The sequence below is a fragment of the Clostridia bacterium genome, from assembly GCA_035628995.1.
Taxonomy (GTDB): Bacteria; Bacillota; Clostridia; order Lutisporales; family Lutisporaceae; genus BRH-c25.
The window spans coordinates 1-17,760 of record DASPIR010000011.1; the positions used below are offsets into that span (position 1 = coordinate 1).

Annotated in this window: 11 protein-coding genes; 3 read left to right on the forward strand and 8 right to left on the reverse strand. The window is 42.8% G+C overall.

The window, feature by feature from the left end; genetic code table 11:
• Positions 1-466 precede the first annotated feature (466 nt).
• The 4 genes from lepB to sigI all read right to left on the reverse strand — a co-directional run bounded on the left by lepB (position 467) and on the right by sigI (position 3,917).
• Complete coding sequence (lepB, locus tag VEB00_04050; protein HYF82187.1) at positions 467-1,006, reverse strand: signal peptidase I; 540 nt, start codon at positions 1,004-1,006, stop codon at positions 467-469.
• Between the two features lie 15 nt (positions 1,007-1,021).
• Positions 1,022-1,936, reverse strand: coding sequence for a tetratricopeptide repeat protein (locus VEB00_04055; GenBank protein HYF82188.1), 915 nt, complete (start codon positions 1,934-1,936; stop codon positions 1,022-1,024).
• Positions 1,937-2,061: 125 nt separating this feature from the next.
• Entirely contained in the window at positions 2,062-3,195 is a 1,134-nt protein-coding gene (locus VEB00_04060; protein HYF82189.1) for an anti-sigma factor domain-containing protein, read from the reverse strand.
• Positions 3,192-3,917, reverse strand: coding sequence for an RNA polymerase sigma-I factor (gene sigI, locus VEB00_04065; GenBank protein ID HYF82190.1), 726 nt, complete (start codon positions 3,915-3,917; stop codon positions 3,192-3,194). Before sigI ends, VEB00_04060 begins: the two co-directional genes overlap by 4 nt.
• A gap of 172 nt (positions 3,918-4,089) precedes the next feature.
• Between sigI and VEB00_04070 the strand changes: the two genes are divergently transcribed.
• Positions 4,090-4,329, forward strand: a complete 240-nt coding sequence (locus VEB00_04070; GenBank protein HYF82191.1) for a hypothetical protein — start codon at positions 4,090-4,092, stop codon at positions 4,327-4,329.
• 31 nt (positions 4,330-4,360) lie between these two features.
• On the opposite strand, the gene addA is transcribed toward VEB00_04070, so the two are convergent.
• Together addA and addB are read right to left on the reverse strand one after the other, a co-directional pair.
• Positions 4,361-8,137, reverse strand: coding sequence for a helicase-exonuclease AddAB subunit AddA (addA, locus tag VEB00_04075; protein ID HYF82192.1), 3,777 nt, complete (start codon positions 8,135-8,137; stop codon positions 4,361-4,363).
• Positions 8,130-11,591 carry a helicase-exonuclease AddAB subunit AddB gene (gene addB, locus VEB00_04080; protein ID HYF82193.1) on the reverse strand — a complete coding sequence of 1,154 codons (3,462 nt, stop codon included), beginning with the start codon at positions 11,589-11,591 and terminating at the stop codon, positions 8,130-8,132. The genes addA and addB overlap by 8 nt, the downstream gene beginning before the upstream one ends.
• Before the next feature lie 203 nt (positions 11,592-11,794).
• Here addB and VEB00_04085 point away from each other — a divergent pair, with 203 nt between their 5' ends.
• Positions 11,795-12,676: a GNAT family N-acetyltransferase gene (locus VEB00_04085; protein HYF82194.1), complete on the forward strand. Its 882-nt coding sequence runs from the start codon at positions 11,795-11,797 to the stop codon at positions 12,674-12,676.
• A gap of 10 nt (positions 12,677-12,686) precedes the next feature.
• On the opposite strand, the gene VEB00_04090 is transcribed toward VEB00_04085, so the two are convergent.
• Complete coding sequence (locus tag VEB00_04090; GenBank protein ID HYF82195.1) at positions 12,687-13,502, reverse strand: metallophosphoesterase; 816 nt, start codon at positions 13,500-13,502, stop codon at positions 12,687-12,689.
• Between the two features lie 169 nt (positions 13,503-13,671).
• Here VEB00_04090 and VEB00_04095 point away from each other — a divergent pair, with 169 nt between their 5' ends.
• Positions 13,672-14,553, forward strand: a complete 882-nt coding sequence (locus VEB00_04095) for a DMT family transporter (protein ID HYF82196.1) — start codon at positions 13,672-13,674, stop codon at positions 14,551-14,553.
• Positions 14,554-14,593: 40 nt separating this feature from the next.
• Here VEB00_04095 and ileS read toward each other — a convergent pair whose 3' ends face one another.
• The gene (gene ileS, locus VEB00_04100) at positions 14,594-17,692 is read right to left on the reverse strand and encodes an isoleucine--tRNA ligase (protein HYF82197.1); all 3,099 of its coding nucleotides are present in this window, start codon (positions 17,690-17,692) and stop codon (positions 14,594-14,596) included.
• Between the last annotated feature and the right edge of the window lie 68 nt (positions 17,693-17,760).

The window sequence follows — 17,760 nt, forward strand, 5'->3', positions numbered from 1 at the left end:
TACTTGTAAAATCCTAACGCACATAAACCCAACGTCCTGTTGGTATGTGCTAGATTTACATCACGTAAATCTTACGGATTTTCCTACGTATCAAGCTCTATTCTGTTACCCAAAGACTTATAAGTGTTCGCTGATATACAAAGTTAATGCTTCCCTAATCGATACTTAGCTTTCATCTGCTGAGTAAGTAATTGGTAAAGCAGCCTTGTTAATAAGCCAAAGTATGCTTATACAGAAATTGTTAATGGCACTTAGGAGCGTAGCCTTAGAAAAATCGTATACGAGGAAGGACGCCGAGTAAGCCTTCCAAGGCCAAGGACGGCCTTTGGAAGGCGTTAGATTTTTCTTAGGCGCAGCGGATTAGTGCCATCAATTTTTGTATACTCATAAGTGGCTATTAACATGGCTGCTTTTCTGTAGCGATTTTCTCAATTTAAAACCCGGCATAAATGCCGGGTCATAGAGCTTATTTCAGTTTTCCTATTTTATTTAATGGCCACAATCTGAACACAGCCTTGCCTTCCATGTAATCCCTGCCAATGAATCCAACCGATTCAAATCTGCTGTCCCGGCTATTCTCCCTGTTGTCCCCCATGACCATGTATTTATCCTCTGGGATTGTTGTTTTCACAAATCCGAAATCAGGTGTAGGAGATTGGGTAAAATCCGGCTCCAATGCCTTTCCGTCAATGTATACCTTGTTGTCCTTTATCTCAACAGTTTCACCCGGCAAGGCTACTACCCTCTTTATAAGGTTGAGATGCTCCAGCTTATCCTGCTCGCTGTCAATTACAACAATATCTCCTCTTTCAGGCTCACCTACCAAATAGTTTACTTTGGATATAATAAGTATCTGCCCCTCATGCAGGGTTGGCTCCATTGACACGCTCATTGCATATGCCGTACTGAATATATATGTTCTGAAAATAAATGCAAGCACTATTGCGAAAACAATTGTTTTTATCCATGAGTATATCTCTTTTTTCGTCTCTTCAGAAAACTTCATTTTACACTCCTTTTCTCATCTCTTATTAGGCTCGGCCTCAAACACAGACTGCAGAGCCACTATATCATAATAGTCATTTTGCTTAAGGATCTCAAAATACTTATCCCTGTCACCTGTCATTTTATTGTAGTGATATGCAAGGCATAGATTTGAGATAACGTTCAAATCACCACTGTCAAATTCATAGGCTTTTTTTGCATATTCCAGACCGGCCTCGACATTATTGCCCTCCAGCTCTATCTTGGAGAGGGCTGTCAAAGCCTGAGGATGCTCTTTATTGCTTTCAAGCACCTTATTACAGCACTCCGCAGCCTTTTCAAGCTGGCCTGTTTTTCTATATACTGCGGCAAGATTCAGATATGCGGAATAAAATTCTGGTTGAAGCTCAACTGTCTTGATGTATAATTTCTCGGCTTCAGAATATTTGCCCATATCAAAATTAATATTCGCCATATGAAAAATGCCCATTACATCATTTTTATTAGCGTCCAAATACTTTTCAAGCTTCTCAGCCGTACTCTCCAATTCTTCTTGTCCGTACAGCTTCAGTGCTTCTCCCAGCCCTTTGCTCTCGTAGTATATCGAATCCATCTTATCTACAATTCCGTTAACCTGACCGCTAAGACTTTTCGAGACTTTCTTTCCTGCAATTCGGTCTAAAAGCTCGCTGCATTCATCGATACGTTCATTGTAGAAATATGATATCGCAAGCCTCGCAAGTATTGAAGTGGACTCCGGAAACTGCTTCAAAACCTGTTCATATTCCTTTATTGCTGTTGAGTGCCTTCCATCCTTCTGAGCACTCCATCCCTGCTCATAGGCTATACCAGCTTTGAGCGCAGACGGAAATAGTATTATGGAAGAAATAAGCACAGCTATAATAAATAGTAAAGCGAGTTTTATCCACAAAGGCACCGGTTTCTTTGCCACTTAAACACCACCTATAAAATGTTCTTCCTTAATCCTACCGTATATATGAGCAAATATCAATATGAGCAAATACCTACATAAGTCCACTACCTGCAATCGCATAAAAAAACAGGGCTTATGCCCTGTTAATCACCTTTTTTCCCATCTTTATTTTCTTTGTCCTTGCCATCTCTTTCACCGCTGTTATCCTTGTCCTTTGCCTCATCATTATTGACTTGGCCATCTGCTCCATTATTCTGCTTGTCTTTATCTACATTCTCTTGCTCACTGTCTTTATCCCCGTTGCCTTCGTTTTCTTTGTCTTCTTTTACTTTATCTTCTTTTTTATTTTTATCATTATTGCCTTTGTTTGAAGTGGAAGCATTATCCTTTTTTACTGCAGCTGCTGGCTTAGGCTTATCACTTCCATTATTATCCTTTTTAGCTTTGGAATCAAATTTTGCAGCTTCTTTATCTTCCTTCTTATCGCTATCCTTATTGGTTATGGATTGCTCTTCCTTGTCTTTTTTATCTTTATCCTTTTCCGCTGCCATTACAGCCTTTCTACCTTCGTTTATTAGATGAACAACTTCTCTTACAGACATATTCCTTACTTCTTCATCCTTGATCTCCGGGCTTACTTCTCTCAGCCTGTCTGCAAGTATCTCTTTCCCTGGAGACATCTTGTTGGATAAAGCTTCTTTATAGCTCTTTACACTTGCTTTTTCAACCATGACTCCAAAGTTATTATTGACCTTGGATAGCTGATTGGTTGCAGCTATTGTCACCATATCTGCCAATTCTTCTTCCTGCTTGAGATTCTTTGCAGATACTACAACCATTATCTGGTTCTCCATCTGCTCATCTATATAGCCCTCTTCAGAAGCACTTTTTATTATAGCGGAAAGTGCATCATCTATATCCTTATTCTTCAAGCCCTTTGTATTCTTTATCAAGTTAACCGCATCTTCATTAAGAGGGTTTACTGATATTACCCTTTCAAACCTGTTGAGGGATAATGCGATGCTGGGGTTTATATCCACGCTGACATAGCTGTATGGCGTATAATACGCATATACTCCCGTAGACAGGAATATGCATGCAAGGAAACATGCAGCTATTGATGCCAGCCTTCTGTATGTCAAATTTATCTTCTGGGGTTTCAGTTCTATTTCATCACCTATTCCCAACGAAAGCTGTCTTTTGACTTTTATAAAATCTCCCTTGTCAGTTAAAACTATCATTTGTTTTTTATCTATCTCTGCAACTATTGCTTTCACTTTTTCCACCCCCAGTCTATGAACTCCCTTATACAGTAGTAGTCTCCTGTCAATATTATCATTGCTGCTACTACATAATTTCGTGACCGTTCAATAGTTTTCCGGGGTAATTTTGTGCCTTCCTCAATTTCTGCTATAGGAAGATACAGCTTGGCCTTAATTTTTTTGACCAGCTCGGGTCTGTCGATTATGTACTTGACTATATCTAAATATGAGCTTTTCGTGCCTATATGCTTAGGAGAACTCTTTGCTACATCATCAAGCTTCAGCCCCCATGTGGAAAGCTCCTCCTTAAGCTGTACAAGCTCCTGTCTTCTAAGCTGGTTTATCTCTTCCTGATAATATTTATCCTGAGCTTCCTCGGCAGCTATAACATAGTCAAAGACCTCCTCAGCACCAGCTTCCTCAGTAGAGAATTCATTCATATATGTTATTACCTGATGCTTTTTTTCCTTCCGGTAATAATCAATGAGCCTTTTTCGTATTATGTTCTGGGCAAAGCTCAAAAAGTTCCCTTTTTGCTGGTCATAATGAATTATGGCTTCATCAAATGCCATTAAGGCAATACTAAGCTCCTCATCCTGGCCATAGGAAACATACCTGCCCGTCACCTTTTCAACGGCGGCTGCGATAAAGGGTCTGTATTCTTCTATGAAAGTATTCTTTTCATCTTTTGTAAGCTTGATATGCATTACTCTTTCATTTATCGATTTATAAAACATATTTCACCCCAAAATTTTCACAAAACACCAAAATTTCCTAAAGTGCTTACGAATATTATATAATATATACAAAACTTACCTTTATTCAATTATACATGAAGTGTCCATACAATATAAGAGGCACAAAATGGTAATTGAGAACTATTTATTTTTTTTATGGGAGGAATGGATTATGGCTGTAAGGAATTGCCCCATCTGCAGCAGGATTTTTGAGGATATGGGAGCACAGGAGGTATGTGGAAGCTGTTACACCGAAAACGAAAGTGATATCAATAAAGTAAAGGATTATCTGTACTTGCATCCCAACAATAGCATAATTGAGGTCTCAGAAGCCACTGGAGTATCCATTCAGAAGCTGAAGAGGTTTCTTCAAAGTGAGCGGCTGGTATCTATAGAAAAGACTTCACTGTAGCAGTGAAGCCTTTTCTTTTTTAATCCGCCTATTAATATTCAAGTATTTCACCGTTCCAGAAGAGATATATGTACCTTCCCGCTATTTCCTTGCCGGTTATCTGCTTTAAAGCTCTTGCATAATACTCAAGCTGAGTCCTGTACTTTTCTTTTATCTGTTCAATATCCCCATCCGGTACATAGTCGGTCTTGTAATCAACCAGCACCAGCTTTCCTTCTTCCTCGAAGTAGCAGTCGATAATACCCTGAAGTACGATTGTTTCCTCCTCATACCCCTCTTTAGGAAGACTGCTAAATACCTCGGAGCATTCCACTTCCATAGTAAAGGGCATTTCTCTATGCAGCTTGCCAGAATTAATCATCCTTTTACCCAAGGCTGACTGCATAAAACTCAGTAGCTTACGGATGTTTACATTCTGCGCCTGTACGTCTGTCAAAAGCTCAGCTGCTACCATACCTTCCACTTGAATTCTAATGCTGCCTTCAGAGATTTCTCCGCCAAAGTCCATATGCTGCAGCACAAAGTGCATCAGCGAGCCCTTTTCTGCAGCAGTCATCTCTGTTGCTTCCTCCAGGAATCGCGGTCTTTGCTTGATGCTTGGGGCTGTTTGCATATTGTACTCATCAGACGCGACCGTATCAAAGTACCGCTTCAGCTCTGTAACGGTGACTTTTACCGGCAGCCTCTCATAAGCAGAATAAGGATATTTCCACTCCAGCCTTTTTATGATTTCAGCATAGGAATCAGCTGCAGACTCTGCCGAGGCCAGGGCCACTTCCCCTATCAGTTCTTCTTCATTATGCTCTTCAAGCTTTATATCCCTCAATACCTCATCTCTGTCCCATAGCTTTATATCCCATCTGGAGCTGTCACTTACCCCACAGAGATCCTGCTGTTCCATGCCCAGCTTTTCTGCCAGCTGCCCTGAAGGGTGCCTCATGAGAGCTGTGCAAATCCAGTCCATATAGCACTTTCCCTTTAAAACATCATATTCAGGCACCTTTAGAGACTTGGCTCTGCTGCTTTTCCACCTGGAGGCGCTTTTTTTCGGATCATTTACGGTGCCGGTTATAATAAGCTTCTCTTTAGCTCTTGTAAAGGCAACATACAGTATCCTCATCTCTTCAGAGAGGCTTTCAAGTCTTATCTTGTATTTCAAAGCCTGCTTGAATATCGAAGGGTACCATATCCTCCGCTTGTAGTCTATAAAGTCAGGTCCTATACCCAAATCATGATGCAACAATATGCCCTTTGTTGCATCAGTGAGGTTAAAGCCCTTCCCGGCACCGCAGACAAATACTATCGGAAATTCCAGTCCCTTGCTCTTGTGTATGCTCATTATCCTTACAACATTATCCTTCTCTCCAAGGGTTTTAGCGCTTCCCATATCTCCCTGGCTGCCTTTCAGCTTGTTTATGAAGCTTATGAAGTTGAAAAGCCCCTTAAAGCTTGACTCTTCATACTGTCTTGCCCTGTCAAAAAGCATCCTGAGGTTGGCCTGCCTTTTAACACCAACCGGCATTGCACCCACGAAGCTGTAATACCCCGTATCATTGTACAGATACCATATAAGCTCATCAGTGGAAAGGTAAAGGGACTTTTCTCTCCACTTGTTTAGTCTTTCTATAAACCCCGCTGACTTGCTCCCCAGCTCCCCTTCTATTGCAGCAGCTTTAATCATTGCTTCGTAGAAAGTCACCTCCCGGTCGCAGAGCCTTATGTCAATAAGCTCCTCTGTGGAAAAACCCGCTATAGGAGATCTTAGAACCGCGAGTATCGGGATATCCTGCAGGGGATTATCAATAATCTGGAGCAGTGATAATATCGTTGATATCTCGATGGTCCTGAAGTATCCGCTTCCTGTATCGGCATACACAGGAATTCCATGCATGCCCAACTCTTCAGCAAACACATCAGCCCAGTTCTTCGTTGTTCTCATAAGTATTACTACATCGCTGAAACGGGCTGGCCTGTATTTCTTAGTATCCTTGTCAAGCACCATAAAACCCGGGCTGGACTCTGTAACAAGCTCCTTTATCCTTTTAGCCGCCACTCTTGCTTCGCACTGCATGGAATCCGGCTTATCCTCAATATCTATGTCCAAGGTCAAGCCAGCCCCCTCTGAGTCATCAAAGCTTTCATCCGTACCTTCAGCTTCTGTGGCTGCAGCTTCCCTGCCATCTATTATATGAAGCTCAACTGGGCCTCCGAAGCTGTCCTCCGATACTTCAGGCAGCTCAAATGCCGCTCCGGCATTAAGCGCTTCCTTTTCTGTATAGTCAATGTCTCCCAAACTTTTGGACATTATCTGGCTGAATATATAGTTTACTCCGTTTATAATATCTTCCCTGCTTCTGAAGTTCTTGTACAGCAGAATTTTCCTATACTTGGAATTTGCATCTCCAGAGTATGTGTCATATTTTTTCAGGAACAATTCGGGTTTTGCCTGTCTGAACCGGTAAATGCTCTGCTTCACATCACCTACCATGAATATGTTAGGCTCACCTGCCTCCTCCCTGGAAACCATGCCAAGTATTACTTCCTGTGTCAGATTACTGTCCTGGTATTCGTCAATATATATTTCTTCGAAACGCTCTCTTAGTCCAAGTGCCGCCTGAGTTGCAGAAGCCTTTCCGTCCTCTTCCCTGCTTGTCAGAACCTTCAGGCAGAAATGCTCCAAATCATTGAAATCAATTACACCCTTCTGCTTTTTCTTATCCTGATACATCGCTGCAAATTCCAATACAAGATTACCCAGGCTTTCCATTATAGGATGCAGTTGTCTTAAGTCGGAGGTCAGTTCTCCTGAGCTTCCGCTTATAAGCTCCTTCTTGAGCTTGTTAAGCTTGCCCTTGACATCATCCCTGATTCCTTTGACTTCCTCCTGTGCAAGGAGGTCTATTTCTTTGCCGCATCTGGGCATACGTGCGAACTCGAGATTCTTGAATTCTTCATAAAGTGCATCCCAGCAGCCGCCTTCACCGCAACCCCTCGAAATCATGGCTTTTACCCTCAAGCTATCCTCCTGCAAAACAGGAATATACGGCGACAGCCCCTGTGCCCTCTCTGCTGTTGCTAAAGCGCCTTCCAGTACACTCTGAAGTCCTGACAACTCCAATGTAATATTCTCTATCAGTACCCTTGCCCATTTTGTGCTTCCAAAGTCCATTCCATCAGGCGCATTGAAGGCCTCTACCGCATCCTTCAGCCAGACCTCCGGCCATGGATGGCTTTGGACAAACTCATAAATTGTCAAGACCAAGTCCATTAGCTTCTTATCATCTCGATTGCCGCCATAGCATTCCACCAGGCTCAGAAAAGCTTCGGTACAGTTTTCCGGCTCATACTTTGACTCAATAAGCTCCTCCAGTGCTTCTATTTGAAGCAGCACGGCTTCTGTATCATCTGCTATCCTGAATGCGGGGTCCAAATCTATTGTATGAAAGTTATTCCTTATCACATCAAGACAGAAGGAATGTATAGTTGTAATACTGGCTTTCCCCAAAAGAGCCAGCTGCCTTTGAAGGTTCTTGGTGTCCAATCCTTTATCCTTCTGTGCTTCATCCAGCACCTTGCTCAAGGCAGCACCAATTCTCTCTCTCATTTCTGCAGCTGCAGCATTGGTAAAAGTAACAACCAGCAGTCTGTCTATATCTACGGTCGCGTCTGGGCTGGTAATCTTCCTTATTATCCTTTCAACAAGCACTGCTGTCTTCCCCGCCCCTGCAGCCGCAGCCACAAGCAGATTGCATCGGTCCTCGGAAATCGCCCTTGCCTGTTCATCAGTCCATTTGCTGACCTTATTCATCTGATTCATTGCTATCACCACCTTCTGCAGTCTTGCCGCCCATAAGCTCCCAAACCTCTTCATCCTTCTTTTCATGCAGATTCCTATAGTTGTTTCCGGAAAGTTTGGTATCAAACTGGCATATTGACATATAACCGCAGTATGAGCATGCAGTCATAGTTTTTCTCCTGTATGGGCTTATGGATATGTTCCCTTTGAGCATTTCCTCTCCCAAGCTGTTCAGCAGCTTCCTTACATGCCGCTTTATTAGCTCAAACTGTTCAGCTGTTGCTGCAGATGACCTGCCCAAGTCCCCTCCCTTATTTACCCTGGCCGGTATTATGAGGGAGTCCCCATCTATGCTCGTGTCCATCTCTTTTATAAGCTTCACATCTGCTAACAGCAGGCCTTTCATTTTAAGCTCCTTCATAATGGACTTTTCAATTTCCTCCTCAGATGCGCCTCTGCCTCCCAGCACAATAGGATCGTCAAGCTTGAAGTATAAAACTCCCGCAGGCAGCACCGACTTGCCGGACTCCTTACCGAGGCTCTCGCCAACTGCATCCAGGTAGGTTATCAGCTGTATCTGAAGTCCATAATAGACATCCGCCAGCTTGAACTGCTTGCTGCCGGACTTGTAGTCAACTATCCTGAAATATTTGCCCTCTTCTGTTTCCAAGCAATCCATCCTGTCAATTCTGCCGGACAGAACCATGCTATCCCCCATGGGCAGCTCGATTGTAATAGGAGGAAGCTTCTCCCCATCACCAAAGCCCATCTCATAACCGACCGGTTCAAAGGAGCTTCTTTTTATATGTTCTGCTATCATCCAGACAGCTCTTGTAAGCACTCTTTTCAATCTGTCTGCAAAGTATTTGTATCTACTGGAGCTTAAGAAAATAGTTCCGGCTATATCCTGCACCAACTCATCGACTATCAGTCCTACCTTTTCAGCGCACCAGTCCTTCTCAAGCTGTCTCCAGCCGGTGCTGCTCTCGCTTACTGTCTTGGAGAACATGTCAATTACCCTGTGCATGAAAGAACCCGTATCCGGGGCATTCATTTTCATTATATTTCTTTCCTTTGCTTTAAGCCCGTATTCCACATAGTATGAAAACGGGCAGGAAGAATACTTCTCAAGTCTTGATACACTGGTGTGTATTGTACTGCCATACAGCATCCTTACCCGTTCCTGCCTGATAAGCTCCACCTGATTGGTGTAATTGAAGCCTTCCACCATACGGCCATACTTTTCCTGCCATTTTTCTTGCTTTGAGTACCAGTCCACTACAGTTTTCCAAAGCGGATCGGTATATTTGCCTTCAAGGCTCTGTCTCATAGCAGCCACCAGCTCATTAAAGGTCGGCAATGGAGCTGATACGTATGCTTCAGCACTACCTGCAGCTTCACTCTTAGTCATTCCGCTTTCAAAGCTTATATTGGGAAACATCCTCTTTAACCTGCTTATAATCATAGACGGCCGTAATGCCCTTCCATCCCTGTCAGCAGCGCAAAAGCTCAGCCTGAGATAATTGGATGGGGCTGTCAATGCAGTATATATGAGATACTGCTGTTCAAAGGTCCTGCCCCTTGTATCCGGAGCAAGCTCCATCCCGAGAGTCCCCAAGGTTTCTCTATCCCTGTCCGACAAAATGCCCTCTTGTTTAAAAGGTATCGGAAATATCCCATCATTGGCACCTAATATGTATATTGCTTTTACATCATGGCTTTTGGAACGCTCGAGGCTTCCTACGAGCACTTGTTCAAGGGCTGCCGGTATCAAGCCGATATTATATTCCCCAAAGCCCACCGAGAGAATCTCCAGGAAGGTTTCCACCTTAACTGCCTCGTCTCCCATAGCCTCAACCACCTGATCCAAAAGCTCCAGAAGTATATTCCACACCTGACTGTACTCATCTGCCCTATCCAGCTCTCCTGCTTCGGTAAAATGCTGCACAAGCTTTTCCAGTCTTTCGGGCACTTCCAATTCATACAAAAATTCATATAAGGCTGTGCATATTTCCTTCCCATTGTTTCTGCCTTTTATTTTTTTATAGAGCTTTGAGAGAGGAGTCACTACTTTCTTTCTTACCTCATTCACCCTTTGCAGCAGCTCAAGCAGATATTGTCCTGACCCGGACTTTTCCATACTATAGCCCAGTGTATAGCTCCATTCCTCGTCCTTCATCCAACTGCTGCCTTTTATTCCGTTGGCCAGCACATAGTTCTCAAGCAGGTCCAGGTCTTCTCTATCAACTCCTGTAAGACCTGTTTTCAGATATCTGAAAACGGCTTCATAGGACCAATTACTTGTGAAAACCTCCAATGCCGAGATTACCAGAAGTACCAGAGGATGTCCCGTAATATCCTTTTTTCTGTCTATGAAGCAAGGTATTCCATACTCCCCGAATATCACCCTTATTACCTTTTCATAAAGTGCCAGGTCTCCTGTCAACACAGCAATATCCCTGTACCTCAAGCCTTCCTCCCTGCACTTTTTCAATATATCTCTTGCAGCACTCTCAGCTTCCGCATATATGTTAGGAGCCTCGTAGAGGCTCAAATACCTTGTATCATCCTTGTATATCCCATGAAGATATGTATATAGATTCGCCTCAAGGAACGCCAGCTCATTGTTGTATTTCAGCCCGTCACTTTTAATAGCAGCAGGTGCTTCCACCTTCACCCCTATATCCGCAGCCAGCCTCTTAAGCTTTGCTGAGGCGGTCTTTGCAGGCAGGAAGGCGTCTATTTCCTCCAATGCCAGTTCATCCGCAAGACAATCTGTGCATAATGCTAAATTAACCCTGACCGCTTTAGCCATAAGCCTCTCAATTACAACGTACTCCTGCGGGGTGAAGCCGGAAAATTCATCTATCCATATTTCCGAGCCCTCAAGAAGCTTGCACTGCATTAGCTTTTCAGCCAACAGAGCAAGATCGTCGTCAGAGTCTATATATTTATCATGGAGCCTTTTCTCAAAATCCCCATATATTAGTCCTATGTCATGGAGTTTGTCCTTCAGCTGTGTGCTCATATCAGCCGTTTCAAGAGTGTTTACAGCATCAGGTGTAATATTGTATCTCTTAAACTCACTGATAGTGCCGCATAGTGTGTTTACAAAACCCCTCTGTCCTGCAGCCCTGGAAAACACCCTTAAGTTTTCCTTGAGCCTCTCCATTATGGTATAAACCAGTATGCTTTTCCCTGCGGGATTTATATGCTTCCTTACTATCCCACCTACTTCTCCAAGCACTCTGTGGGATAATCTGCCGAAGCTTAATACCTCTACTCCGTTTATTCCGCTTGCGCCAAGGGCTTTTATCAGCCTTTTCTCTGCCTGATAGGAAAACTGATCGGGAACAATTATGATATGTCTCAACGCCTGTCCCCGTTCCAAGCTTGACTTTATTTCATTCAGGCAGAAGGTGCTTTTACCGCATCCTGCCCTTCCGTATATGATTCTCAGACTCATTTGAAATCATCCCCTGTCCTGGCAATATATCTATATTATATCACACAAAACTTCTATTATTAGATAGTTTTGGGCTATTAGGCAGCATCTTCATCCTAATGAAGTTTCATACATTGGGTATTGAATTACTATAAACATAATGATATATTGTTTATATATTATTTAAACCATATGCGTATATGTTTGTTCAGGAGGGGTTAGCAATGAGAATTTATTCATTCAATGAGCTTTCAGAAGAACAAAAGAGAAATATTTACCAGTTTACAGACAGCTTCAAGTCCAAAAACAGCTATGGAAGTTATGATGAAATGGTCAAGCTTTATGAGGGGGTCGCCTTTGATCATGGCAGCAGTTACTTTTCATTATGGGATGATAAAAGACCTGTTGCAACCATTGGTGTGATTTCCAAAGAGGCGGAGGCAAGAGGGGAAATATTTCTTGTATGCATTAATATAAAGGAGCAAGACAGCCATAAGCTATCAAAGCTTCTTTCCAAGGCCTATGATTACTGCTCGGGCATCAAGGCTGCCAAGTTCCGGCTTGGTGTAATGCATGACAGATATTATCTCATATCAGAACTAGAGAAAAGTGGTTATGTAGAGGTAAATAGAAATCTTATCATGCGATATTGCGGAGGCAATATTGGTTTTGAGGAAGATATGGACAAATGCTTTAAACCCTTGTCCCCAGAGAATATAAAGGATTATCAAAGGGTGGAAAGTGCTGCCTTCCTTCAGGCTCCAAATGGCGGAGTCGTTGAGGACGAGGAGCTTCAAGGCTTGCTGGATGAATACTGCGGGAGCAATTTAGCCGGAGTTTTCTATGCAGAAGATATTCCCGCCGGGACGTATACATTGAGAATTAAAGATGATGACGGCTGGATTGAGAGTATAGGTGTAGCCCCCGAGTACCAAGGCAGAGGTATCGGCAGGATGCTGCTGCATAAATCGATAAAGGTACTTCAAGCTGTGGGAGTCAAGAATATAAAGCTTTCGGTTTTCGATACTAACACCAGGGCATTAACGTTGTATAAGAAAGACGGCTTTGAAGTAGAAAGCGAGCCTTCTATATGGTATGAAAAGTAAGGGGGGTATCCTATCGCCCCTTTATCCTTATAATACTCACCTGACTCCTGTTCAGAAACCTTATAGGCAGCTTGCTTGTGCCCACACCGCTGTCAATATAGAGCAGGCTGTTTTCTTTCAATTTAAACATCCCTTTGTCAAAATGAGGGAAAAGGCCCTCCCCCGGTTCTATTATTGCGCCTATAAAAGGAAATCTTATCTGGCCTCCGTGAGTATGTCCGCAAAGTATCAGGTCTGGCGAATAATGTCCCAGCCGCTGTCGTATCTTTGGCGAGTGCGAAAGCAAGACTGTATACTTATTGCTATTCACGCTCTTCATCGCTTTTTCAATATTGTCCCTGCGCCCATAGGCATCATCTACCCCGCATATATTGATGTCTGCACTCCTTGCAGCAAAGGTTGAGCCTTTGTTATTTAGAATCACTACTCCCATGTCCTTAAGCTTGACAAGCAGTTCTTTCCTTCTGTTATTACTCCATTCATGGTTGCCTGACACGAAAAATATGCTCGGGCATATTGAACGCAGCTCACTTACTAAGGCATCCACATTACTAAAATCCTCCGTGGATCTATCCACCAAATCTCCGGTTATCAATACAGCATCAAGCTTGATATTACCCAATGCCTTAATGAGCCTTTGTACAATTTCTGCAGAAGCACCTCCATGAAAGTCGCTTACTTGCAGGAGTGTGACCTCCTCCCCCTGTTTAAGCTTTTCTGTATCTATATTGACTTCCCTCACTACAGGAAAATTGACTTCAAAAACCACATCAACTGCTATTAAGAGAGCTGCTGCCACAACTATTTTAATTACATTACCAAGCAAATCCTTCAGCTCCTTTAGCCATAAGATAAGGTAATTGGTCTAAGCATACCCTTATAAAATACCTCATATAATATTACCCATCCCTTATACCGTATATTCCTATAAGATTGAATTGAGTCTGTACTTCTGTTAGAATCTTATGTAGGAGATTGGGAAAGGAATTGTGGATATGAATTCTATAATAACTAAAATGAAAGATGACCGCTTCAGGTCTATATTATTTCTTGTACTAGCCGCCCTGCTTTGGAGCCTTGGAGGCCTGCTGATCAAATCAATAAAGCTGAATGCATTGGCGATAGCCGGAGTGAGAAGCTTTACAGCCGCGCTTCTTATGCTTACTGTAATAAGAAAGCCCAGCCTTAAATTTAACAGGTACAAGATAGGTGGAGCCATTGCGTACGTGGGTACTGTAGCACTGTTTGTTATGGCTAATAAGCTTACAACTGCAGCTACAGCAATACTTCTTCAATATACAGCCCCTATTTATGTAGCGTTGCTTGGCGCGTGGTTTCTGAAAGAGCGAACAACCTTTATGGATTGGGTGACTATATTTATGGTATTTGGCGGTATGATACTGTTTTTTATAGATGATGTGGGTGCCGGAGGCATGCTCGGCAACATTTATGCAATACTCAGCGGGTTCAGCTTTGCCTGCATGGTGCTGCTGCTTCGCAAGCAGAAGGACGCGTCTCCTCTGGAGTCTGTATTCTGGGGCAATGTGCTTACAGCAATCATAGGCCTTCCATTTATGTTTGGCGCCAGGCCGGACGCTTCCAGCTGGATAGCATTGCTGCTCCTTGGGGTATTCCAGCTTGGATTATCTTATATGTTATACGCTTTGGCGATAAAACACGTTACCGCTCTGGAGGCAATATTGATACCTGTCATTGAGCCAATTTTGAACCCTGTATGGGTGTTTCTGGTATTAGGCGAGTATCCCGGACCCTGGGCTTTTGTGGGCGGCTTCATAGTATTATCCGCGATAGTTGGCAGGAGTGTACTTATGGCACTGAAGGCAAACAGAAAGACAGAAAATAACGAAGCAGTATAAAAAAATAACCCGGCGAAATTCGCCGGGTTTTATATATTTCTTATACTCTTTCAAGCTTCATTCCTGTCTCATGTCCGTTAAGGTCCTGCACCTCAAAGCTCTTGTCTGTGACTCTTTCAACCTTTTCAGCCAAGGTTTCCTTCATTATATAGTCCTTGTATGCAGAAACTGCACCTGCTATTTCGTCATCTCCGTCAAAGTATATATTTATTCTGTCCATCATTTCATAATTGTTGTTCTTTCTCATTTGCTGCACTTTGGAGATGAATTCCCTTGCATAGCCCTCTTCAATCAGCTCTTTTGTAAGGGTAGTGTCAAGTATTATAAAGAGGTTGTTTTCTGTTGTTACTGTGAAGCCTTCCTTGGCTGCTATGCTAGTTATAACATAGTCCTTGTTTATCTCAAGTGTCTCTCCGTCAAGATTAACCTTTACTGTCTCTCCGGCCTCCAGCTTCGGTGCATACACTGACGCATCCATTTCCTGAAGCACCTTCGCAAAGGTCTTTATCTTCCCACCCAGTATCGAGCCTGCAAATTTATAGTTTGGCTTGAGGCTAAAGTTCATATATCTGTTTAAATCTTTCTCGAAGATTACTTCTTTTACGTTGAGTTCCTCCTGGATAAGCGGTATCAAATAGGATATCAGCTCTTCATATTTTGCATCTATAAATACCTTCTGTATCGGCTGACGTACCTTTATTCTTACCTGCTCCCTCGAAGCCCTTCCCATTCCTACCAGGCTCCTTACCAGGTCCATTCTCTCTTCCAGCTTGTCATCTATGAGCTTTTCATTCTGCACAGGGAAATCAGCCACATGTACAGACAGCTCTCCTGTGAGGTTCCTGTATATTTCCTCTGAAAGATACGGAGCAAATGGAGCAATAAGCTTTGATACTCCTACCATTACCTCGTAGGTAGTGTTGTAAACCGCTTTTTTGTCCTCTGTAAGCTCTGTTTCCCAGAACCTTCTCCTGGAACGTCTGATATACCAGTTGGACAGATCTTCATTTACAAAATTCTGTATCTTTCTTACGGATCTGTTAAGATCATATTCATCAAGCTCAGCAGTAACTTCCCTTACAAGGTTGTTGTACTTGGAAAGCATCCATCTGTCAAGCTCGGGACGATCACAGTACTCTACGAAGAAATCCTTGGGGTCTATACTGTCGGTATTTGCATACAGTGCAAAGAAAGTGTGAACATTTTTAAGTGTTCCAAAGAACTTGCTGAGTACTTCCTTCAAGCCATCTTCGTCAAACTTTGTGGTAGACCATACCGGGGATACATATAGCATATACCATCTTATAGCATCTGCTCCATACTTGTCGAACATTTCAAAGGGGTCTACGGTATTTCCAAGGGACTTTGACATCTTTCTGCCGTCCTTGTCTACCAAATGCCCGTTAACAAGTACATTTTTGTATGGAGATGTACCCATTACAAAGGTAGATATCGCAATCAGCGAATAGAACCAACCTCTTGTCTGGTCTATTGCTTCGCAAATGTAGTCTGCCGGGAATAGTTTCTCAAAATTCTCTTTGTTTTCAAAAGGATAGTGATGCTGTGCGAAAGGCATTGCCCCACTGTCGAACCAGCAGTCTATAACTTCCTTTACTCTCGTCATGGTGCCGCCACACTTTTCACACTTTATATGCACATCATCCACATAAGGTCTGTGCAAATCAATACTCTCATCAATTTTCTCTATAGATCTTTCCACAAGTTCTTTTCTGGAGCCTATGGAATCAGTATGTCCACAACCGCATCTCCAAATATTAAGCGGTGTTCCCCAGTATCTGTTTCTGGAAAGAGCCCAGTCGTTAACATTTTCAAGCCAGTTGCCAAAGCGCTTCTCCCCAATGTAATCAGGGAACCAATTTACTGCATTATTGTTAGCTACGAGATTGTCTCTAAGCTTGGTCATTTCTATATACCAGCTTGGTTTTGCGTAGTAAAGCAGTGGAGTCTTGCACCTCCAGCAGTGCGGATAATTGTGATCAACCTTTTCCTTTTTGAAAAGCTTGCCCTCTAATGCCAGCCATTTGATTACCTCAGGATCTGCATCCATTACAAACTGTCCTTCCCAGGGTGTGGCGGTGAATTTGCCCGCTTCATTGACCGGCTGCAGAACCGGAAGATCATATCTTCTTCCTGTATTGTAGTCATCTTCACCAAAGGCAGGAGCTGTATGGACTATACCTGTGCCATCCTCCGTTGTGACATAATCAGCTACTGTTACGAAGAAGGCTTTCTTCTCCGGGTTTACAAAAGGCATCAGCTGCTCATATTCCATGTATTCCATGTCTTTGCCCTTAATCTCTTCCAACACCTCGAACTCTTCTCCCAGAACCTTATGGGATAATGTCTTTTCCAGATAGTATATTTCATCATTCTGTTTTACTTTAAGATATGTCTCCCTTGGATTCACTGTAAGGGCTACATTGGAAGGCAGTGTCCAGGGTGTAGTTGTCCATACCAGGAAATATTCGTCAACGCCCTTTTTCTTGAACTTTACTATAACAGTTGTTGTCTTTATTTCCTTGTAGCCTTGAGCCACCTCATGGCTGGCAAGTCCTGTACCGCATCTTGGGCAGTAAGGGGATATCTTGTGCCCTTCATAGATGTAGCCTTCTTCTTTGAATTTGTTCAATATCCACCAAACTGACTCTATATAATCATTTTCATAGGTTACATAGGGATGCTCCATATCTATGAGATAAGCCATCTTTTCGGTCATATCTCTCCACAGCCCTACATACTTGAAAACAGAATCACGGCATTTTTCATTGAATTCCTTTATGCCGTACTTTTCAATGTCCTGCTTGCCGGATAGCTTAAGCTCCTTCTCAACCTCAATTTCAACAGGAAGCCCATGGGTATCCCAGCCGGCTTTCCTCTTGACCTGATAGCCCTTCATTGTCTTGTAGCGGCATACTGTATCCTTCAATGTCCTTGACAGGACATGGTGTATGCCCGGTCTGCCATTGGCAGTAGGAGGTCCTTCGTAGAATATGAATGAATCCTTGCCTTCTCTGGTTTCTATGCTTTTTTTGAGGATATCAATCTCTTTCCAGTATTCCGATATGCTTTTTTCATTTTCAGCTGCTCGCTTGTCAGATAAAAATTTGAATTTGTCCATATTAAACATCCTTTCTGAGTATAGATTCTTAAAATATAAAGCCTTTATTTAAGCATTTTAACAATTAA